Source organism: Persephonella marina EX-H1, from assembly GCF_000021565.1.
In the GTDB taxonomy this organism is placed as follows: Bacteria; Aquificota; Aquificia; order Aquificales; family Hydrogenothermaceae; genus Persephonella; species Persephonella marina.
In genome coordinates this window covers 443,119-464,888 of record NC_012440.1, presented here as the reverse complement: position 1 = coordinate 464,888, position 21,770 = coordinate 443,119, and the positions used below count along the sequence as shown (strand labels likewise).

Below are 21,770 nucleotides of genomic sequence, written 5' to 3'. Positions count from 1 at the left end.
TTGAACAGGGATCTGGCAGCAGCACTGTTTGTTTTTATCAGTTCGTTTATAATCTTCTCAGCAAACATAGGCGGTCTGTCAATTTACTCGCTTGATGAGGCTAAAAATGCTGAGTGTGCAAGGGAGATGCTTGAAAGAGCTGATCTCATAGTTCCCACATTTAACTACCAGCTGAGAACTGACAAACCACCATTACATTACTACTTTATGATGATCTCATACAGTATTTTCGGTGTTAATGAGTTCTCCGCAAGGTTCTTCTCTTCTCTTTTTGGTGCTTTTACCGTTCTGATAACATTTTTAATATCACACAGATATTTAGGTTACCGTGTTGCGTTCTTTTCATTTATAGCCCTTATATCTTCACTGCATTTCTCAATTCAGTTCCATATGGCTGTTCCAGACCCTTTTCTTATATTCTGGATAAATGCTGCCCTCTTTTCATTCCTTATAGGATTCAAAGAGGATAAAAAGCTTTTCATCTACCTTTTTTACATATTTATGGGATTAGGTGTTCTCACAAAAGGTCCTGTAGCTGTTGTTCTTCCTTCTGGGATAATACTTTTATATCTTTTATTCACCGGAAATACCAGTATAAAAACATTGAAGAAGTTGCGTATACCCTCAGGTCTTATTGTCACAGCCTTAGTATCTCTACCATGGTATATAGCTGTTTATATAAAAACAGATGGAAAATGGGTTTATGATTTTATCTTTAAACATAACATACACAGATTCTCTGAGCCTATGGAAGGTCACGGTGGGATATTTATAGTTACGCTTCTCTTTATATTTTTTGGTATGCTCCCATTCTCAGTTTTTATACCTCAAACATTAAAGCTTGCATGGAAAAACAGGAAAGAGAGTATAATCCTGTTATCACTCATCATTGTCGGTGTTTATACGATTTTTTTCTCAATATCAGGAACAAAACTGCCTAACTACACAGTCCCACTTTATCCTGCCCTTGCTATTCTGACAGGGTATTTCCTTGATAATATCTTCAGATTTTCTAACAGATCTTTATATATAAGTCTGTCTTTTTATACGATTATAGGACTGATCCTGACAGCAGGTCTTTTTATCGGGATAAGAAATGAGCCTGAGATATCTGATCTGTCCTATCTCTCTTTATATTTTCTCCTGCTTCCTTTAAGCGGTATTCTGGCTATTTTTATGCTGAGAAAAAGCAGGATAATCCCGGTTTTAACAGTCTCTGCCTTTTCTGTATTCCTCGGATTTCTCTTCTTCTACTACCTGTTTCCAAAGATTGATAAAAGAAACCCTGTTTACCAGATGATGCCCCTGATAGAAAAAGATAGGGATATCAGATACTACAAAAATTTCAATCCGGCGTTTGTTTTTTATCTGAAAAAAGAGATAAAACCTCTTAAAAAAGATGAGATACAGGGATTTTTACACTCGGATGAGAAGGTATACATACTGACAAGGAAAAGATATCTAAATGAGTTAAAGGGTATAAAAGATCTTGTTATTTTAAAGCAGGTAAAGGATCTTTTTGAGAGAAAGATATCCGTTCTTATAACGAACAGAAAGGATTAGATCCTCTTCTTTTTATCCTTATACCTTTCCTTAAGGTAAAAGTAAGCCTTTTTTGCCGCTTCCGTTTCCGCTTCTTTTTTTGATTTACCTGTTCCAAACGTTCTTACAACATTGTCCACTGAACATTCCATTGTAAAAATCTTCTCGTGTTCAGGACCTTCAGCAGAAACCATACTGTACTTCGGTACAACCCCAAAAAGTCTCTGTGTCATTATCTGGAGTATAGATTTGTAGTCTCTCGGGATATTACCTTTTTTTATACTTTCTATAAGGTAGTCCTTAAAAAATCTGTTGAATATCTCCCTCGGGATCTTAATATCATAATCACAATCAACATAAACAGCACCAAATACAGACTCAAAAACATCACAGAGGAGAGACTCCCTTTCCATACCTTTCTGTGCTATCTCACCTCTGCTGAGTAAAACAAGCTCATTAAGACCGAGAATCCTTGCAAGTCTTGAGAGATAAGCCTCACTTATAACAGCTGATCTTGTCTGTGAAAGTTCGCCTTCAGAGGCTTCAGGGAATGTTTTTATCAGTATCTCACTTACTATAAGTGAAAGAACAGCATCACCTAAAAACTCAAGAACCTCATAATCCTTTATCTCTTTATGATACTCCGCTGCAAATGAGCTGTGTGTGAGGGCTGTTAAAGGGAGATTTTTGTCTTTAAATACATACCCTAACTTCTGTTCAAGCTTTTTTATTCTCTCTAAAAACTCTCTGTCTAAATTACTGCTCATAAGCTTTGAATACTAATGATGCGTTTGTTCCACCAAAACCAAATGAGTTGGAAACAGCGATCTTAACAGGGTACTCAACAGCCTTATTAGGAACGTAATCAAGATCACAGTCAGGATCAGGATTCTCAAGATTTATAGTAGGTGGAATTATCCCTGTCTCTATTGTCTTTACTGTGGCAACAGCCTCAACAGCACCAGCTGCTCCAAGAAGATGACCTATCATTGATTTTATAGAGCTGAGTTTGAGCTTATAAGCATGATCCTTAAAAACATGCTTTACAGCAAGTGTTTCCACTTTATCGTTTAATGGTGTGGATGTTCCGTGGGCGTTTATATAATCAACCTCGTCCGGGTTAACCCTCGCATCATTAAGGGCCATCTCCATAACCCTTATAGCCCCATCAGCATCAGCACACGGAGCTGTTATATGGTATGCATCACCTGTCATACCGTATCCAACAACCTCAGCGTATATCTTTGCCCCTCTCTTAAGGGCGTGTTCAAGCTCCTCAAGTATAAGGACTCCTGCTCCTTCTCCCATAACAAAACCATCTCTCTCAGCATCAAAAGGTCTTGATGCCTTCTGTGGTTCGTCATTCCTTGTTGATAAAGCTTTCATATTTGCAAATCCAGCAATACCAAGAGGTGTAACAGCTGACTCTGTTCCGCCAGCTATCATAATATCAGCGTCACCTCTCTGTATTATCTTGAAGGCATCACCTATGGCATGTGTTCCAGTGGCACAGGCTGTAACAACACATGTGTTAGGCCCTTTAAACCCGAACTCTATTGAGATATAGCCTGAAGCCATATTGGATATGCCAGAAGGGATGAAAAATGGAGATACCCTTCTGGCTCCTTTCTCAAGTAAAAGAGTTTGCTGATCTTCTATATCCCTTAAGCCGCCGATACCGGTTCCCACTATAACCCCTGCTCTTGTAAGATCAATACTGTTCAGATCAAGGCCGGAGTCGGCTACAGCTTCCTTAGCTGCAACCATAGCAAACTTAACAAAGTCGCTCATCCTTTTTGCATCTTTAGGGTTTATATACTTTTTAGGGTCAAAATCCTTTATCTCTCCGGCAATAACAACAGGCAGATTATAGGAAAAAGGATCAAAACGTTTTATAACGTCTATACCGCTTTTCCCGTTTATAAGGGCTTCCCATGTATCTTTTACATTATGCCCAACAGGTGTTATTGCTCCTATACCGGTAACGACGACCCTTCTCATTCTTTATTATTCTCCTTTCTTTTCTTTGATGTAGTTGATCACATCACCAACAGTCTGTATCTTTTCAGCATCCTCATCAGGAATTTCAACATCAAACTCCTCTTCAAATGCCATAATCAGCTCAACAACATCAAGGGAGTCAGCACCTAAATCATCAACAAATTTTGATTCAGGCTTTATCTGCTCAACATCAATTCCGAGCTGATCAGCAATAATCTCCTTAATTCTTTCTTCCATTCCTTTACAACCTCCAAATGATTTTATTTATTTCAGAATTAATACATTCCACCGTTTACATGAATGGTCTCACCTGTTATGTATGATGCGTAATCTGACGCTAAGAAAAGGACAGTATTTGCAACATCTTCTGCTTTTCCAAATCTTCCAAGAGGTATCTGCTCAAGATACTTTTCTTTTAGCTCGGCAGGTAACTCAGCTGTCATATCCGTCTCTATAAAACCTGGTGCAACAGCATTTACAGTTATATTCCTTGAGGCAAGCTCTTTTGCAAGTGATTTTGTAAATCCTATAAGTCCCGCTTTTGTTGTTGAGTAGTTAACCTGACCTGGATTCCCTATAAATCCAATAATTGAAGATATATTTATTATCCTTCCCCATCTCTTTTTCATCATACCTTTTACAGCAAGCTGTGTAACCTTAAATGTACCTGTCAGATTTGCGTTTATAACCTCGTTCCAGTCCTCATCTTTCATTCTAATAAAAAGTGTATCCCTTGTAAGACCTGCGTTGTTAACAAGTATATCAACATGACCTATCTTATCTATCTCCTTCCACTGCTCTTTTATATCCTTAGAAAAATCAAGCTCAACACCGTAGGCATTAACACCAAACTCATTTGATATATTCTGGGCTACAAGCTCTGCGTTTGCCTTATTCCTTCCTGTTACTATAACGTCAGCCCCTTTCTGGGCGAAAGCTGTAGCTATGGCCTTACCTATTCCCCTTGTTGATCCAGTAACGAGAACTAATTTACCTTTAAAATCCAAAGATTTACCCCTCTAAAAATTTAAAACATCAGATATTATATCATAAATCCATATTAATTTCCTTAATTCCCTACTGTGCTATATTTACAGGCTTTCCCTCTGTAAGAAAATGTTTTATCTCATCAACAGCTATATCAAGTATCCTCTCTGATGCATCCTTCGTGTAGTAAGCAAGGTGTGGAGAAACTATAACATTATCCTCATGGAGGACGTAGTATGCTTCCATAGCTTTTTTTAGCTTTATAGCAGGTATATCATCCCTCCTTAAGAACTCCTCCTCAATCAGTACCTCTTCTGCCTCAAATGTGTCTAAAGCAACACCACCAGCGAGCCTTCCCTCTTTAAGTGCCTCAACCACTGCATCAATCTCAACAACAGCTCCCCTTGATGTGTTTATAAGCATAGCGTTAAGCTTCATAAGTTTTATATTGAACCTGTTTATCAGGTAATGTGTTGATTTTGTGTACGGTAGATGTATCGTAACTATATCAGACCTCATTAAAAGCTCCTCAAGGCCAACATACTCTACACCGTATTTCTCAATAATCTCCTTCTTTTTTGTCCTGTCATAAGCAAGTATCTTCATACCAAAACCGTGTGCCAGTCTCGCAACATAACAGCCTATCCTTCCTGTTCCTATAATACCTATCGTTTTACCAAGAAGATCTATACCCATAAGACCTTCCCTTGAGAAAACACCCCTTGCAGTTCTGTCAATCATAGGTTTGAACTTTCTTGAGAGGGCAAGTATTAAAGCAAATGTGTACTCCGCAACGGTGTTATTTCCGTATCCGGGAATATAAGCAACATATATGCCTTTTTCCTTTGCGTAAGAAACATCTATATGATCGTATCCGGCTGATCTTGTTACTATAAGTCTGAGATTTTCCATCCTGTCTATAACTTCTTTTGTTACCTTTGAGTAGATAAAAACACTTATGATGTCAGCATCCTTATAAAGATCAACATTGTCTATGCTCAGAGGCTCTTTTGTAAATTTTATATCCCCTTCAATACCTGCTTCCTTAAGCTTCCTTTCTATATGAAGCTTTTCCCAGTCCTCAATACCGAAAAAGTATATCTTCATTCTCACACCCCTTTGTATCTTAATCTATATATATCTTACACCAATTTACCAGTACTGGCTTTTATGGTATTATGTGAATTAAAATCTAACGATATCAAGGAGGTTGTACTTTTGGTTATCGAAGGTAAAGTATGGAAGTTTGGAGATGATATCAACACTGATGAGATAATCCCTGCAAGATACCTTATCACTACAGATCCCAAGGAGCTTGCAAAACATGTTATGGAGGATGCTGATCCTGAATTTCCAAACAAGGTAAAACCTGGAGATATCATTGTTGCAGGAAAGAATTTTGGATGTGGATCATCAAGGGAACACGCCCCTTTAGCCCTTAAAGGTGCAGAGATTGGAGCAATAATAGCGGAATCTTTCGCAAGGATATTTTACAGAAACGCCATAAACTTAGGATTACCCATTATAGAATCTCCAGAAGCTGCCAGAGATGCTGAAGAGGGAGATATAATCCAGATAGACATGGATAAGGGTATCATAAGAAATGTTACAAAAGGAAAAGAGTACACATTCAAACCTTTACCAGAAAGTTTAAGGAAGGTATTTGAGGCCGGCGGCCTTATGGAATATGCAAAAGACAAACTGAAAGGAGAATAAAAAATATGCCTTTCAAGAAAATACTTGTAGGTATTGATTTTTCAGAGATATCCGACAGTATATTTGATTCTGCACTGTTCTTAGGAAAGCTTTACAATGCAGATATACATCTTATACATGTTATAGAACCTATATCCCCACTTTTTCAGGAAGAGGGATTTGAACCTCTAATACAGACTGAAGAGTTTCAGGTAGTTTTTGAGGTAGAGTCCATACTGAAAGAGGAAGCGAAAGAAAAGCTGGAAAGGTACATACTTAAAGGAAAGGCTGAAGGACTGAATATCACCTCTTCTGTTGAGATTGGTAATATAGCTGAAACTATACTTGAAATATCAGATGAGAAGGAGTTTGATCTTATAGCTATCGGCAGCCATAAAAAAGGTCTTCTTGAGAGAGTTCTCCTTGGAAGCGTGGCTGAGAAGATAGTTAACAAATCAAAGATATCAACCCTTGTTGTAAAGGGGGCATCACTTACAGAAATAAATAAGATACTGTGTGGTTACGACTTTCTCCCAAACTCCATTGAAGCCCTTGAGGTGGTAAAGGAGATAGCAAAAATCACAAAAAGTGAAGTTTATATCGTTCATGCTGACAGCGATGAATGGTTTGCACATCTCAGACATATTTACGAAAAGGTTTTTGAGAAGAAGCTCAGACTTCTTGAAAAGATAAAGGAAGAGATAAGCAGTGAGCTTTCCGTTCCTGTTGATATAAAGATTGAGAAGGGAAAACCTGAGGATGTACTTCTAAAATCTGTTGAACAGATAAAACCTGATCTTGTTGTAGTAGGAAAAAGAAAAGGAAAGGATATAAAAAGATTTTTCCTTGGAACAACAGCTATGCGTATGGTTGAAAACTCACCTGTTCCTGTCTTAATAGTTAGAAGGAGATGATTTTGAAGAAATTAATATTTTTTATGATTCTTATAATTACAGCCTCATGTTCTGCTACACAGGCACAGAAAGAGTATGACAATCCTTATTTTTTCTATGCAGCCTGTAAGTATGCCTCAAAATCAGGAGATGCCCTTTCAGCTTTCCAGCTTTGTAAAAAAACTATTCAGCTCGCCCCCGAAGCTTACAGCATATACGAGGAAACAATACTCCTTGCCCTACATGCTAAAAAGAAGGATGAGGCTGTAAAGATACTTGAGGATTTTGTGAAAAGATTTCCTGATAAACCTGAAACCTACTCTTTCGCAACAAAGATTTACAAAAATTTAGGCAATCTTGATAAAGCTGAAGAGGTTGCACTCAAAGGTATAGAGAGATTTCCTGATAATGAAGCGATCTTAAGCCAGCTTGTTGATGTCTATCTTAAGAAGAATGACGCTGAAAAAGCAAAAGAGGTTCTCTTTAAGATAGCAAAGATATCTCCGAAAAAGCCAAGGGTTTACTACACACTTGCAAGGATATATCTCTTCCAGAACAACAAGGAAGAGGCCATCAAACATCTAAAAAAAGCCCTTGAGATAGAACCCCTTTACCAGCCTGCCTATGTTCTATTAGGTGAGCTCTATCTTCAGGACAGGAAGTTTAAAGAGGCAGAAAAGGTATACCTGAAAGTTCTTGAGAAAGATCCAAACGATCTTGAAGCTTTAAACAGACTCTTTCAGGTTTATGTTCAGGCTGACCAGTTTAAAAAGGCTGAAGAGATAATAAACAGGATAGTAAAGATAGATCCTTCAAACAAGGACGCTCTTCTGAAGAAATTTTTACTTTATCTGAGAGAGAATAAAGGTGAGGAGATAATAAGAGAGCTTGAAGAACTTGCAAAAGAAGAGCCAGATAACCCCACAGTTCTATCAATACTCGGTATGGCTTATGAGAGTGCACAGAGATACAAAAAGGCTGAAGAGATCTATCTGAAGGTTTTAAAGCTTGAACCTGAAAACTCAGAGATACTGGAAAGGCTCGCTGAGGTTTACACAAGAACAGGACAGTATGAGAAAGCCCTTGATGTTCTCAACAGATTGTACTCCCTTGATCCAAGGGATTACAGAGTTTTGCTTATAATGGCTGATATTGAGAATAAAAGGGGAAATCTTGATGCAGCTCTGTCTTACATACAGGAAGCTAAAAGTATAAACGATAAAGATCCAACAATATACTTCTTTGAAGGTATATACTATGAGAAGTTAGACCAGTGGGACAAAGCGGAGGAAGCATTCAAAAAAGCCCTTGAACTGAGACCTGACTTTCCAGATGCTCTTAACTATTACGGCTACTCACTAATAATAAGAAACAGAGATATAGACAGAGCTATGGATATGATAAGAAAGGCTCTTGAGCTTGTTCCTGACAGTGCAGCCTATCTTGACAGTCTCGGATGGGGATACTTTAAAAAGGGTGAGTATCTGAAGGCATTAAAATATATTAAACAGGCATACCAGAAAGCCCCTGACGACCCTGTGGTTACCGAACATCTCGCAGAGGTTGAAGAGGCTTTAGGAAATAAAGAAGAGGCTTTAAAACTTTACAGAAAAGCCCTTGAGATAATTGAGAAAACAGGGGATGAAGGGGAACCTGGACTGAAAAAAAGAATATTAGAAAAGATAAAAGAACTTGAGAGATGAGATACATTTTTCTTCTTGTTATTCTCATTTTATCATCATGTGCACCGTTAAAAAAGCAGATCACCTGTGAGGAAAAGTTTTATCACATACTAAAGAAAAACAGCGAGGAAGTGAGACCTTTTAAGATCTCAGGAACAATATTTACAGGTGGTGTATTTTTCCTTTTTACAGGAAAGTTTGAAAAAGATAAAAAAATCAGTATATTTACACCTCTTGGACAGAAGGTTGTTTCTGTAAAATACAGAACGAACAGAGAGGTATGTGTACTGCTTAAGGACAAGGAAAACTGCGGTATTGACACTGACATACTCTCAGAGTATATAAAGACAGATATACCATTCAGCTTAGAGGACTTACTTACAGGCAGATTTTACATCCCGGAAGACAGCAGATACAGATGTAAGAAAGATCATATAATAGTTAATACAGGAAGATATACTATAAAATTCAAAGGTTTAAAACCGGAAGAGGTGTTTTACAAGAATTTTTCTGCCCGTTACAGGTATGAATCCGGTAAAATACGGTCTATATTTATTTTAAAGGATGATGAAGAGATAATAAAAATATACATAAAAAGTGTGAGATGGCTGTAGAGTTTATAAAGATATGCGGAATTACACAGGTTGAGCAGGCTTTAATAGTGTCAGAGCTTGGAGCCACACATATAGGGGTGATTTTTTTTGAAAAAAGTCCCAGACATATAGATATTAAAAGGATAAGAGAGATCAGAAAATCCATTCAGGGAAAAACGAGACTCGTCGCCGTAACAGTGAACCCTTCTGAAAAAATTGTGGAGGAGCTTCTCAAAACTGTTGATATTGTACAGTTTCACGGTAATGAGACTGTAGAGTTTTTATCAAAATTTCCTGAGGACAGGGTTATAAAAGCATTCAGAATAAAATCTGAAAAAGATATAAACATGATGTTCCCTTTCTTTGAGAAAAATTATCCTGTTCTTATAGACACATATAAGGAAGGTGAGTACGGAGGAACAGGAAAACAGATAGATCCAGACCTAGCAAGAAAAGTAACACAGATTTACGATCGGATTATACTATCAGGTGGTTTATCACCTGAAAACCTGAAGAGACTGATTGATCATATAAAACCTTACGGCGTTGATGCATCCTCAAAGCTCGAGATAAAACCAGGTATTAAAGATCTTGAAAAAGTGGAAAGATTTATAAAAATAGCCAGAATGGAGAGTTAGCTTGAGCCAGATAATAAAACAGATAAAACCTGTCTTTGAGGAAAAGATATCTCCAGTTGTAGACCTTCTTCACAGGATAAATATCTCTCCAAATGTTGTAACATTCTCAGGTCTTTTATTTATTATTGCAGGATCTTACTTTCTATTTCTTCAGGAGTATATAACGGCAGGCTTTTTAATACTTGCAGGCAATCTTTGCGATGCCCTTGATGGAGCTCTGGCAAGAAAGCATAAAAAAATAACAAGGTTTGGGGCTTTTATAGACTCTGTCGTTGACAGACTTTCAGACTTTTTTCCCCTTATGGCTATAGCACTTATATTCAGTGAAAATACTCTCTTTCTTTCAGTCACACTTTTAGCAATAATGTTCTCATATATGGTCAGCTACACAAGGGCAAGGGCAGAGGGTCTCGGAATAGACTGTAAGGTTGGTATTTTTGAGAGGGCTGAGAGATCAATCGTCCTGATAATAGCTGTATTTACAGGTTATCTTGAGATCGCTGTATCTATTATAGCTGTTGGATCTGCTGTAACAGCTCTTCAGAGAGTTATCTGTTTTTATAAAAAATCTTTATGATCACATACCCGGTATTCTCGGTATCTTACCAAGTTTTGAAAGCTTGTAATAAACACCCCATCCTTTTTTCAGATAATGACCAATAACAGGCAGAGGAATTAATAAGGCCTTATTTTCCGATCTGTAAGCAAGTCCTCCGCCATTTCCCATATCCATAAGACAGAAAATATTTATATGCTCCTTATAGCCTTTCGGTTCACCACTTTTAATTCCTTCTTTAACAGCTATATTGTGAGCTATATTTCTCCCCATTACCTCTGCTAAATGACCCTGCTTAGCCTTCCATTCAGGTCCTTCTATTGAAACAACATCACCTGCTGCGTATATATTCTCAAAACCAACAACCTGACAGCTATCCTCTATCTTTATAAAGCCTGCTTCAGTTTGAGGAAGATCTGAGTTTTTAATCACAGGATGCCCTGTTCCTCCAGGTGTGAAAAGTATAAGATCAGCCTCAACAGAGCTTCCATCTTCAAATACAACACTGTTCTGGGTAAATCTTTTTATCTTTTTTCCTGTGAATCTTTTTATTCCCATCTTATTAAACATTCTATCAAGCATCTTTAAAGCTTTTTCCCCAAGTCTAGCTCCGGGCTTTTCCATAGGTGCAAAGAATATAAGCTCAAAATTATCCCTTATCCCAAGTTTTTTAAGATAGTTATGTGTGTTAAAAAGAATCTCAAAAACAGGTCCACCCCTAACAGCCTCTTTTGCCCTTGGATTTCCACCGAATCCAAAGGCTATCTTACCTTTTCCTATTTTTATAAGGTCCTCTATTCTTTCTCTTATTTTCAAAGCTTCCTGAGGAGAGCCACAAATTGATAGTGTATGTTCTATACCTTCATGTTTTATCTTAGATTGACCTAGAGCTATAACAAGATAATCAAAATCTGATCTCTCACCTGAGTTTTTAAGGTAGACCTTCATATCGGAGGCTGATATCCTTTCAACCTCATCAACTGTAACTTTAAAACCGTGTGATTCTGATAGATCCTTCAAAGGAATGGAGATACTATCTAAACCAACCTCACCTGTTGGGATCCATATGGATATAGGATATATATAGAAAAAATCTCTGTCAGAAACAAGCTCAACATCAAATCCTTCTTTTTTTAGAAATATAGCTGTCTCAACACCGGCAGTTCCACCACCTAAAACAAGAACCTTCTTCACAGTAGCCTCCAGAGATCTGTAGTTTATCTTAATATATCAGGATATACAAAATTGTCAATATGCTAATATTATAATATTGGAGGCTACTGTTTTGGAACAAGTGTGAATATCATATTTCTTCCTTCTTTTTTTGGTGGTTTTTCAACCTTTGCTATGTCTGAAAGATCCTCTATAATCCTGTGTGCAAGTCTCTCACCTATCTCAGGATGTACATTCTCTCTCCCTCTAAACCATATCCAGACCTTAACCTTGTCTCCATCCTCAATAAACTCCCTGATATGCTTTACCTTAGTCCTGTAATCGTGATCCTCAATCTTCACTCTGAATTTTATCTCTTTCACATTCTGCATCTTTGCTCTCTGCTTCTTCTTCGCCTCCTTCTCCTTCTTCTTCTGCTCAAACTTGTACTTTCCGTAGTCCATTATCTTGCACACAGGAGGTTTTGCGTTTGGTGAAACCTCAACAAGATCAAGCCCCTTCTCCTCAGCAATTCTTAATGCTTCATCAATAGGGACTATACCTAGGTTCTGGCCTTTCTCATCAATAAGCCTGACTTCCCTGACCCTTATCTGTTCGTTAACTCTTAACTCCTGAATGACTAATTTACCTCCAGTTTTATTTTAAAATCATCGTAAACCTTTGTATGCTTCTTAAATTCTGGATTTTCATCCGGATAATCAGACCTGTAATGTGTTCCCCTGCTTTCTTCTCTATTCAATGCGGAAAGAATAACAGCTTTTGAAAGGTATATAAGATCTGTAAGATACCTTGTGTTTGAGTAATCTGATATCTCTTCCTCTATAGAATTTATCTGAGAGAGAGCTTCTTTCAAAACCTCTTTATTTCTGATCAAACCTACCTTTTCCCACATAACCTTTTTTATTTTATTTAATATAAATCTTTTTCTCTCCTTTGTTAATATTTTTTCTCCTCTCATTTTGTTTTTTATTTTTATATTCTTATTTACGTCTGCATACATATTGTAACTGAAAACACTGTAAGCTGTTTTATATCCAAAAACAACACACTCAAGTAATGAATTACTTGCCAGTCTGTTTGCGCCGTGAACGCCTGTACATGAGGACTCCCCAACAGCAAATATACCTTCAACGGATGTTTTACCGTTTGATGTTGCCTCTATCCCACCAATAGTGTAATGTGCCGCTGGACTTACAGGTATAAGAGTTTTATCGCCATACCCGTAATATTTCAGCATACTGAATATTGTTGGAAATCTCTCCTTTATATCTATACCTCTCTTCTTCAGTGGAGATATGTCAAGGAAAACCCTTCTTCCTTCTGTATACTTTTTAAATATAGCCCTTGCTACCTCATCCCTCGGTTTCAGCTCATCTATAAATCTCTCCTCTCTATCATCAACAAGGAGAGCTCCTTCTCCCCTTACAGCCTCAGATATGAGATAGGCTGGTTCACCTTCTATATATATCGCTGTTGGATGAAACTGAACAAACTCAAGATCCTTCAGGATACATCCTGCCCTGTAAGCTGTTCCAAGTGTGTCTCCTGAAATGTTGTAAGCTGATGTGTTTCTGTAGTAAAGGGCACTGTAACCACCTGTTGCTATTACAAGCGATTTACCTCTTATAAGTTTTTTATTTTTTCTGTCTGAAACGATTATACCTACAAATCTGTTATCATCCGTCAGTATCTCTTCAAGGAAATAGCCTGTCTCTATTTTTATACCTTTCTCTGATAGAATACTGTAAACGGTCTTTCCTATCTCTTTTCCTGTCATATCCTTTACATGAAGAACCCTTTTTCTTGAGTGGGCACCTTCCTGTGTTAGCCTGAGGTATCCTTTCTCATCCCTATCAAATGGAACACCGTATCTGATAAGATCTATAACCCTTTCAAGTCCTTCCTCAACAAGAACACTAACATTCCTCTCTATACAGAGACCTTTCCCAGCTTTTATTGTGTCCTCATAGTGTATCTGTGGATCATCATCCTTTCCTATAGCTGCTGCGATACCACCCTGGGCAAGGAATGAGTTTGAGATGCCGGTCTCTTTTCTTGTTATTATAAGAGGATCTATACCAAGGTTTTTAAGCTGAAGGGCTGTTGTAAGACCGGCGAGACCTGCACCTATGATGATAGTATCCACATACTCATCAGATAAATCTGCTGTATTAAAATTTGAGATATACCTTCTCATCTACACTCTTGCTTTTTCCATTACTTCAAGCAGGACCGCTGTAAGCTTCTCAGGGTTGTGTCTTACATAATCTCCTGCTTCAATAAGATCCTTTGCATAAACTGTTATTCCCATATCAACTATCTCCGGAACATCAGCTGTAACAGGCTGGGAATTTTCTCTCATATATTTCTCTATAAGCTCATGTGGTGGTAATGTTGTATTTATTATAGCAGCATCTATAAACTCCTCACCAACTGTTTCATGTATAGCCTTAATATGCTGGGATGCTGAGAATTTGTACGTTTCCCCGTACTGGGTCATCACATTGCAGATATATATTTTGTAGGCTTTGCTGTTTAGTATAGCTTCCTTAATATCTTTAACGAGAAGATTCGGGATAATACTTGTGTAAAGACTTCCAGGACCAAGTATTATAAAATCTGCATCTCTTATTTTCTCTAAAGCCTTCTGTGGTGCTTCTACATCAGACGGTTCCATCCATATTCTGACAATCTTTCCTTTAAGCTGCTTCCCATACTCTGTTATCTGTGTTTCTCCCTTTATGATCGCACCGTCACTGAACTGGGCAACTATATCAACAAGTTTATCTGTTGAAGGGATTATCTCACCTTTTATCTTCAAGATATTTGATGTTATTTCAACAGCATCTAAAAAATCCCCTGTTATCTTCGTCAGAACTGAGAGAAAAAGATTTCCAAAACTGTGTCCTTTAAGACCGTTTCCGTTTGAAAATCTGTACTGGAAAACCTGAGTAAGAATATCCTCATCTTCAGCAAGAGCAACGATACAGTTTCTTATATCTCCAGGAGCAGGTACCTGCATCTCCTCTCTAAGTCTCCCTGAACTTCCACCGTTATCAGCAACCGTTACAATAGCTGAAAGGTCCCTTATGGTGTCAGGAACAAGATGTTTTATACCTCTAAGTAATGAAGAAAGTCCTGTTCCTCCACCAACTGCCACAACCCTCATATCAAACTCCTCTATATCTTAAAAATTTAGTTATATGCTCCTTATCAACGTGAGATATTATACCTTTTTCGGTGATAATAGCCGTTATTTTAGATGCAGGTGTAACATCAAATGAGTAGTTTAAAGCTTCCGTTTCCTCAGGTGCTATATCACACCCACCACATTTTTTTACCTCTAACTGGGATCTTTCCTCTATCGGGATATCCTTTCCGCTATCAGTATCAAGATCAAATGTTGATGTCGGAGCAGCAACATAAAAAGGAATACCGTGAGCTTCTGCAAGAACTGCAAGGGTGTAAGTTCCTATCTTGTTTGCAACATCCCCATTTGCTGTTATTCTGTCTGCACCGACTATGATCGCATCTATAATACCTTTAGACATCAAAAAACCGGCTGAGTTATCCGTTATAAGGTAATGTGGTATACCTTCCTCAACAAGCTCCCATGCTGTAAGCCTTGATCCCTGAAGATACGGTCTTGTCTCATCTACATAAACTGTTATATCTTTTCCATTCTCAAATGCACTTCTTATAACACCAAGGGCTGTCCCCCATCCTGATGTTGCAAGAGCTCCTGTATTACAGTGTGTAAGAACATTACATCTCTCAGGGAGTAAAACCTGACCGTATCCTCCAATAGCCTTATTTGCGTGATAATCCTCAAGGTCTATCCTTTCCGCCTCTTTAAAAAGAAGGTTCACAAGTTCCTCTCCTGACCTTCCCTCTTCTGTCCACCTCTCAAACTTTTTCCATACCCTCTCAAGTGCCCAGAAAAGATTAACAGCTGTTGGTCTTGTATTTTTCAGTCTGTCAAAAACATCCCTGACATCATCAAGAGACCTTCCCTCATCCAGTATCTGTTTAACACCTATAGCAAATCCGTAAGCTCCAACTATACCTATAAGAGGAGCCCCCCTTATTATCATCTTCTCAATAGCTTCAGCAACCTGCTGATAAGTTGAGAGCTCAAGCCACTCTTTTTCTTTTGGAAGTTTTAACTGGTTTATAACATAAAGTTTATGATCCTTTAACTGTATAGGTCTTATATCTTTTATCTTCCTCAAGAAACCCTCCTGAATGTTTCTGATAAAGGATTATGCAAAAATTATACCTTAATGTCTTAAATCTTTAAGGTACTATTCACATATCTCTCCAACAAGATCATAACTGTCTGCAAGATCCTTTATTTTCAGTTTTGCAAAATCACCAACCTTAACAGGTCTTTCCGTTTCTATATAAACGATACCGTCTATCTCAAAAGCACTCCTGTATGTTCTGCCTACAGGGAGTGTTTCCCACTCCTCAGAAAAACCATCTACAATTACCTCTATCTCCTTTCCAATAAGATCTCTATTTTTCTCTTCTGTTATACCTTCCTGCAGCTGTGTTATCTCATTTTTTCTTCTTATCTTCTCTTCCTCTGGGATAGAGTCCCTATATTTTGTATATGCAGGTGTTCCTTCCTCATGTGAGTACTTAAAAACACCAAGCCAGTCAAATTTAGCCTGTTTTATAAAATCTTTCATACTCTCAAAATCTCTCTCTGTCTCTGTAGGAAAACCTACAATCACAGCAGACCTGACAGCAGCTTCAGGAATATACCTATCCTTCCATTCAAGTATTTTCTCAATTCTGCTTTTTCTGTATCCCCTCATCATATCTTTCAGAATCCTGTCCTCTGTATGTTGAATAGGCATCTCAAAATACTTAACAACCTTCTCACTGTCAGCCATCCTTTTTATAAAATCCTCTGTCACCGTAGTAGGATAAAGGTAGTAAAGTCTTATCCATCTTACACCTTCTATCTTTTCTAACCTGCTTATTAGCTCCCAGAGCATAGGTTTTCCATAGATATCAGTCCCGTAATAGCTTGTATCCTGTGAGACAATATTCAGCTCTTTTACTCCCAGATCTGCCAGCCTTTTTGCCTCTTCAACAATATCCTCAATAGTTCTGCTTCTGTGTTTTCCCCTTATTGATGGGATAGCACAGAATCCACAGGTGTGGTCGCATCCCTCAGATATCTTAAGGTAGGCTGTATGTTTCGGTGTTGTCAGTAATCTTTTCTGGTACGGTGAGGAGAAGTTATCTACTTTTATTCCCAGCTTCTCAGGGATCAAAAGCTCTTCCTTCAGATCTATAAACATATCAACTTCAGGTATCTCTTTTTCAAGCTCTTTTTTATATCTCTCAACAAGACATCCTGTAACTACAATCTTTTTGTTTCCATTCTCTTTCAGACGTGCCACCTCAAGTATAGTATTTACAGACTCCTCCTTCGCTTCATCTATAAAACCACAGGTGTTTACCAGTATAACCTCAGCATCATTCAGATCGCTCACTATCTGAACCTTATCTGTTTTTAGCCTACCGAGTATAAGCTCAGTATCAACAAGATTTTTTGGACAGCCTAAACTTATTACACCAATCTTCATAGAATATCCCTGAATTTTTAATAAAGACAAAATATTATATTGGTTTTATCTTTCAATGGCTAATTTTTCTGATTTTTCCATAACATTAAGTATATTTTTTCCTGTAACGATTCTGTTTTTACCTTCTTTTTTAGCTGTCAAAAGGGCTTTATCAGCTTCCCTGACAGCTGTATCAAGGAATCTTCCTTCCCCTTCGTAGTGGCTTATACCCATACTTATACTTATCTTTAAATCTAGATAATCTTTAAATCTTATAGCTGAGATCTTCTCTTTCAATCTCCCAGCTATCATCACAGCTCTTTTAATATTTGTCCTTGGAAGGAGTATTAAAAACTCTTCACCACCCCACCTTATTATCTCATCATAAATTCTGAGGTTGGTCTTAAAAATACTTCCAACCTTTTTAAGGACCTCATCCCCAACAAGATGACCGTATCTATCATTTATCTTTTTAAAATCATCCAGGTCCGCCATAATGACAGATATACTGAGAAGCTTGCAGTAGTATTTCTGTTTTAAAAGCTCATAATAGTTTCTGTTGTTCAGTCCTGTTAGAGGATCCATCAGACCAATTCCGGCCACCTTCTTAAGTATATCTGTTGCCGTTATTATACCCACAAGTCTACTATCACCATCCAGAACAGGAAGATGTTTTATCCTGTATTTCTCAAAGTAGGAAACAGCATCAAAGACATGGGAGTTCTCATCAATTGTTATAAGCTTTTTATCTCTTATAAAGTTTTTAACCTTGGCTTCAAGATTACCGTGTAGAAGATGCATTATAAGATCACTCTGTGTAACTATATCCTTAAGTCTTCTATCAGCATCAACAACAAGAACACTTCCTATCTTTTTTGTTTTCATTATGTCTACAATTTCCTTAAAAGAGCATTCCGGTGAAACTGTTACGGGATCTTTACTCATATAATCCTTTACTTTAAATAACATTTTCCACCTGTAAATTGTTTATTTACAAACACTTATTTTATCATACCTTTTTATCTTAAATCTTGAAAATAGTGATGTTTTTTGATCTGAATTTTTGTATAATATTTATTTCGTTATAAAAGATTGGAGGAAAGTGATGGCAGTTTGTCAGATATGTGGTAAAAAGACAGCTCACGGAAATAGGGTAGCTCACTCTGCTACAACAACAAAGAGAACATGGAAGCCTAATCTCCAGAAGGTAAAGGCTGTTCTTCCTGACGGAACAACAAAAAAGATCTATGTATGCGCCAAATGCCTTAAGGCAGGAAAGGTCAGAAAAGCTGTCAGATAGGGAGACCTCTCCCTTCATCTGACACACACCCTCCTTGTTCTTCTCCTCTTCTTTTTCTATCTTAAAAAATAAAAGGTTTGAAAATGAGAATACTTCAAAAAGAGGAGATACTTCCTCTACTGATAAAGCTGGTTTCAGAAGCAAAAGATTACATCCTTATATCATCCCCATGGATAAAATACGAGATATTAGAGAAGCTTTTAAACAGAAAAGATATAAAGATTAAGGCTGTTATAAGAAATTCAGAGCTTGAAGATCTTGTTATCACAGACAGAAGGGTTTTTGATCTGTTAAAAAAGACAGGCGGTCAGCTTTACCTTAATGATAAACTTCACAGTAAGTTTGTTGTTGTAGATGGAGAAAAGGCTGTAATAGGTTCTTCTAACCTTACAGTTTCAGGTCTTCTTGAAGATGGTAATATAGAGACAGCTGTCTTCCTATCTGATAAAGAGCAGATAAGAAAGCTTGAGGAACAGTTTGATCAGATTGTAAAAAAATCTGTAAACATATTTGGTGAGATAGCTGGGGTTGTTCTAAATTCTGTAAACTCCATAAACTGTGAGATCCTTCTTTTTGAATCTTTACCCCAGCAGACATACATAAAGATACCTTCAGACAGCGGTTTTCTCCTCGGTAGAATAGCAACAGTTAAAAATCTGAGCAGCACCGTATTTAACACATTCCTAAACTTTTTGTCCCCATCTCTCCTGTCAGATAGAGACAAGCTAAGACTGATACTTTCGGAAAAAGATAGAGAATGGAGAAATGCTGCATTACTTTCATACCTGAATGAGAGAAATCCTGAGATAACCGTTGCAACCGTTGAGATACTGACAGAGTTCAACCCCAAAAGGATAGAAAAAGGAGAGAGTATACTGAAAACTCCTTTAAAACCACCAGAATCCGGATGTCCTGTATTCAGGCTTAAAGATGAAAAGGAGATAGAAGATATTTTAATGATAAATCACGCAGGCTACAGGATGAGCGAGCCTGTTAATTTTGGAAAGCTTTACAACACTCAGCTGAAGGCTTACATAGACCTTGAAAAGATATACACAATGCATATGGCAGTTCTTGGAACAACAGGATCGGGAAAAACAACATTTGTAAAAAGGATATTGGAGAATATAGATCCTGAAGGAAAGAAGATATTTATATTTGATCTTTACGGCGAGTACACAGATTTTTTACCATCTGATAAAACTGAAGTTATAACACTTCCAAATATACTATTCCCCATAAATGTTGAGAATATTAGGGATATACTGAGGGAATACGGAATTCCACTTCAGGAAAGATCACTTGATGAAAGGAGAGTCTCATCATTTTTCAGAGTTTATCTGAAACCTGATATTGATTTTATAGGTTACAGGGAGAAATCCCTTGAGGATCTACTTTTAGAATCATCAGAGGTGTTATCACCTGGATCACCTCTGAGAGAAGAGATACTTACCGTTATTGATATGCTAAAGGATGATTACGGTATGGATGCATTATCCTTACAGCCAGAGATCATAACAGATATAAAAAACTCAGTTCACAGCAAAAAGAATTTTACAGTTTATAACTTCCAGAATATAGAAGATCCAAGATCAAGAACAAATATAGCAGGTATAACACTTAAGTATATATACAAAAATGCCAGAAATACCAGAGATAAAAGTCTTGTTATACTTGAAGAGGCACAGAACTTTGCACCTGAGAAAGGGTATGGTGAGATACAGGCAGGCATGACAAACCTGTCATATCTGATGACAAGGAAGATAGCCACGGAGGGAAGAAAGTTTAACCTCGGTCTTATAGCTATAACACAGAGACCAGCAAACATAAGTAAGTATGTTCTATCACAGCTCAACACACAGGCTGTATTTAAACTTATAAACAGAAACGATCTTGAGGCTGTTTCTGTATTCTTTGAGTACTCAAAAGAGGATATATTCAGCCTTCTCCCATTCTTAAAACCGGGAACTGGATTTATAACCGGTCTTGGGGTACCTTTTGGTATAGTTACAGAGATAAGACTTGGATGATTGAATAAAATCCTTCACAGAATAAATTATTCAGACATTAAGGAAGGTGATAGAGATGAGATTTATAGATAAAGCGAAGATCCATGTAAAGGCTGGAGATGGTGGGAATGGATGTGTTGCATTCAGAAGGGAGAAGTATGTCCGTATGGGTGGACCGTCAGGAGGAAATGGTGGAAAAGGGGGAGATGTTATCATAATGGCGGACAAAAGTCTGAAAACACTTATGGATTTTAGATATAAAAAACATTTTAAAGCTGAGAACGGACAGCACGGATCAGGAAATAACAGACACGGCAGGAACGGGAAGGATCTTATCATAAAAGTCCCGGTAGGAACTGTTGTAAAAGATGCAGAAACGGGAGAGATACTTGCTGATCTTATCTATGACGGTCAGAAGGTTGTTGTTGCGAAAGGTGGAAGAGGTGGAAGGGGAAATGCGGCTTTTAAAACCTCAACAAATCAGGCACCTGACTATGCTGAAGAGGGACAGCCTGGAGAGGAAAGATGGATTGAGCTTGAGCTAAAACTTATAGCAGATATAGGTATAATAGGATTCCCAAATGCAGGTAAATCAACTCTTATATCCGTTCTTTCAAAGGCAAAGCCTAAGATAGCAGACTACCCATTCACAACGCTCACACCTGTCTTGGGGGTTTTACAGCTTGATTATGGAAAATCAGTAGTTATAGCAGATATACCTGGTCTTATAGAAGGTGCCTCAAAAGGTGCAGGACTTGGACATGAGTTTTTAAGACATATAGAGAGAACAAAGGCGTTAATACATATGATAGATATCTCTGATCAGAGGGAGAGGGATCCTATAGAAGCATTTGAGATAATAAATAAAGAGCTTGAGAAATACTCCCCTGAACTTGTAAAAAAACCGCAGATAGTTGTAGGAAATAAGATAGATATGCTCTCAGACAGATCATTGATAGAAAAGCTGAAAAAAGAGTTTTCAAAAAGAGGTTATCCATTTGTAGCGGTATCACTTGTTACAAAGGAAGGTCTTGATCAGCTAATAAAACTTATAGCTGAGGTTTATGAGAAAATCTCTGAAAAAGAGCTGATAAAATAATTGAAAAAAGGTGTGTTTAA

Annotated in this window: 22 protein-coding genes; 10 read left to right on the top strand and 12 right to left on the bottom strand. The window is 37.6% G+C overall.

The genetic code is table 11. The features are described 5' to 3' along the window. Positions 1–1,563 carry an ArnT family glycosyltransferase gene (locus PERMA_RS02560; protein ID WP_012676490.1) on the top strand — a complete coding sequence of 521 codons (1,563 nt, stop codon included), beginning with the start codon at positions 1–3 and terminating at the stop codon, positions 1,561–1,563. Here the strand turns inward: PERMA_RS02560 and rnc are convergent. The 5 genes from rnc to PERMA_RS02535 form a co-directional block, all read right to left on the bottom strand. Beyond that, a complete protein-coding gene (gene rnc / locus PERMA_RS02555) occupies positions 1,560–2,309 on the bottom strand; it encodes a ribonuclease III (RefSeq protein ID WP_012675533.1) in 750 nt (249 codons plus the stop codon). The genes PERMA_RS02560 and rnc overlap by 4 nt on opposite strands. Continuing rightward, on the bottom strand, positions 2,299–3,543 hold the full coding sequence (gene fabF, locus PERMA_RS02550) for a beta-ketoacyl-ACP synthase II (protein WP_012675423.1): 1,245 nt from the start codon (positions 3,541–3,543) through the stop codon (positions 2,299–2,301). The genes rnc and fabF overlap by 11 nt, the downstream gene beginning before the upstream one ends. A 6-nt stretch (positions 3,544–3,549) precedes the next feature. After that, positions 3,550–3,780: an acyl carrier protein gene (gene acpP, locus PERMA_RS02545; RefSeq protein WP_012676282.1), complete on the bottom strand. Its 231-nt coding sequence runs from the start codon at positions 3,778–3,780 to the stop codon at positions 3,550–3,552. Positions 3,781–3,818: 38 nt separating this feature from the next. Next, positions 3,819–4,550, bottom strand: a complete 732-nt coding sequence (gene fabG, locus PERMA_RS02540; RefSeq protein ID WP_012676229.1) for a 3-oxoacyl-[acyl-carrier-protein] reductase — start codon at positions 4,548–4,550, stop codon at positions 3,819–3,821. Between the two features lie 70 nt (positions 4,551–4,620). Beyond that, a complete protein-coding gene (locus tag PERMA_RS02535; protein WP_012675835.1) occupies positions 4,621–5,637 on the bottom strand; it encodes an NAD(P)-dependent oxidoreductase in 1,017 nt (338 codons plus the stop codon). 111 nt (positions 5,638–5,748) lie between these two features. Here PERMA_RS02535 and leuD point away from each other — a divergent pair, with 111 nt between their 5' ends. The 6 genes from leuD to PERMA_RS02505 are packed head-to-tail and all read left to right on the top strand — an operon-like array spanning position 5,749 to position 10,608. Continuing rightward, positions 5,749–6,246 carry a 3-isopropylmalate dehydratase small subunit gene (leuD, locus tag PERMA_RS02530; protein ID WP_012676497.1) on the top strand — a complete coding sequence of 166 codons (498 nt, stop codon included), beginning with the start codon at positions 5,749–5,751 and terminating at the stop codon, positions 6,244–6,246. 5 nt (positions 6,247–6,251) lie between these two features. Then, positions 6,252–7,139: a universal stress protein gene (locus PERMA_RS02525; RefSeq protein WP_012676165.1), complete on the top strand. Its 888-nt coding sequence runs from the start codon at positions 6,252–6,254 to the stop codon at positions 7,137–7,139. A 2-nt stretch (positions 7,140–7,141) separates the two neighbouring features. Further along, positions 7,142–8,821, top strand: a complete 1,680-nt coding sequence (locus PERMA_RS02520; protein WP_012676779.1) for a tetratricopeptide repeat protein — start codon at positions 7,142–7,144, stop codon at positions 8,819–8,821. Beyond that, positions 8,818–9,414, top strand: coding sequence for a hypothetical protein (locus tag PERMA_RS02515; RefSeq protein ID WP_012676267.1), 597 nt, complete (start codon positions 8,818–8,820; stop codon positions 9,412–9,414). The genes PERMA_RS02520 and PERMA_RS02515 overlap by 4 nt, the downstream gene beginning before the upstream one ends. Next, positions 9,405–10,031 (top strand): phosphoribosylanthranilate isomerase, encoded by a 627-nt coding sequence (locus PERMA_RS02510; RefSeq protein ID WP_012675426.1) that lies wholly within the window; start codon positions 9,405–9,407, stop codon positions 10,029–10,031. The genes PERMA_RS02515 and PERMA_RS02510 overlap by 10 nt, the downstream gene beginning before the upstream one ends. A gap of 1 nt (position 10,032) precedes the next feature. Further along, positions 10,033–10,608, top strand: coding sequence for a CDP-alcohol phosphatidyltransferase family protein (locus PERMA_RS02505; protein WP_012675544.1), 576 nt, complete (start codon positions 10,033–10,035; stop codon positions 10,606–10,608). Here the strand turns inward: PERMA_RS02505 and PERMA_RS02500 are convergent, their stop codons facing one another. From PERMA_RS02500 to PERMA_RS10455, 7 genes are all read right to left on the bottom strand, one after another. Continuing rightward, positions 10,609–11,781: an NAD(P)/FAD-dependent oxidoreductase gene (locus tag PERMA_RS02500; protein WP_012675888.1), complete on the bottom strand. Its 1,173-nt coding sequence runs from the start codon at positions 11,779–11,781 to the stop codon at positions 10,609–10,611. It abuts the gene before it with no gap. A gap of 83 nt (positions 11,782–11,864) precedes the next feature. Beyond that, positions 11,865–12,377, bottom strand: coding sequence for a translation initiation factor IF-3 (infC, locus tag PERMA_RS02495; protein WP_041530868.1), 513 nt, complete (start codon positions 12,375–12,377; stop codon positions 11,865–11,867). A 2-nt stretch (positions 12,378–12,379) separates the two neighbouring features. Next, positions 12,380–13,957, bottom strand: coding sequence for an L-aspartate oxidase (gene nadB, locus PERMA_RS02490; RefSeq protein ID WP_012675729.1), 1,578 nt, complete (start codon positions 13,955–13,957; stop codon positions 12,380–12,382). Further along, the gene (locus tag PERMA_RS02485) at positions 13,958–14,929 is read right to left on the bottom strand and encodes a gluconeogenesis factor YvcK family protein (RefSeq protein WP_012675401.1); all 972 of its coding nucleotides are present in this window, start codon (positions 14,927–14,929) and stop codon (positions 13,958–13,960) included. A 1-nt stretch (position 14,930) separates the two neighbouring features. Next, a complete protein-coding gene (gene mtnA / locus PERMA_RS02480; protein ID WP_012675965.1) occupies positions 14,931–15,992 on the bottom strand; it encodes an S-methyl-5-thioribose-1-phosphate isomerase in 1,062 nt (353 codons plus the stop codon). A 72-nt stretch (positions 15,993–16,064) separates the two neighbouring features. Continuing rightward, positions 16,065–17,363, bottom strand: a complete 1,299-nt coding sequence (gene rimO / locus PERMA_RS02475; protein ID WP_012676670.1) for a 30S ribosomal protein S12 methylthiotransferase RimO — start codon at positions 17,361–17,363, stop codon at positions 16,065–16,067. Between the two features lie 45 nt (positions 17,364–17,408). Beyond that, on the bottom strand, positions 17,409–18,311 hold the full coding sequence (locus PERMA_RS10455) for a GGDEF domain-containing protein (RefSeq protein ID WP_012675406.1): 903 nt from the start codon (positions 18,309–18,311) through the stop codon (positions 17,409–17,411). A 136-nt stretch (positions 18,312–18,447) separates the two neighbouring features. Here PERMA_RS10455 and rpmB point away from each other — a divergent pair, with 136 nt between their 5' ends. The 3 genes from rpmB to obgE all read left to right on the top strand — a co-directional run bounded on the left by rpmB (position 18,448) and on the right by obgE (position 21,750). Beyond that, complete coding sequence (gene rpmB / locus PERMA_RS02465; RefSeq protein ID WP_012676453.1) at positions 18,448–18,642, top strand: 50S ribosomal protein L28; 195 nt, start codon at positions 18,448–18,450, stop codon at positions 18,640–18,642. Positions 18,643–18,725: 83 nt separating this feature from the next. Further along, complete coding sequence (locus PERMA_RS02460) at positions 18,726–20,672, top strand: helicase HerA domain-containing protein (RefSeq protein ID WP_012675686.1); 1,947 nt, start codon at positions 18,726–18,728, stop codon at positions 20,670–20,672. 55 nt (positions 20,673–20,727) lie between these two features. Further along, positions 20,728–21,750 (top strand): GTPase ObgE, encoded by a 1,023-nt coding sequence (obgE, locus tag PERMA_RS02455; RefSeq protein ID WP_012676423.1) that lies wholly within the window; start codon positions 20,728–20,730, stop codon positions 21,748–21,750. The last annotated feature ends 20 nt before the right edge of the window (positions 21,751–21,770 follow it).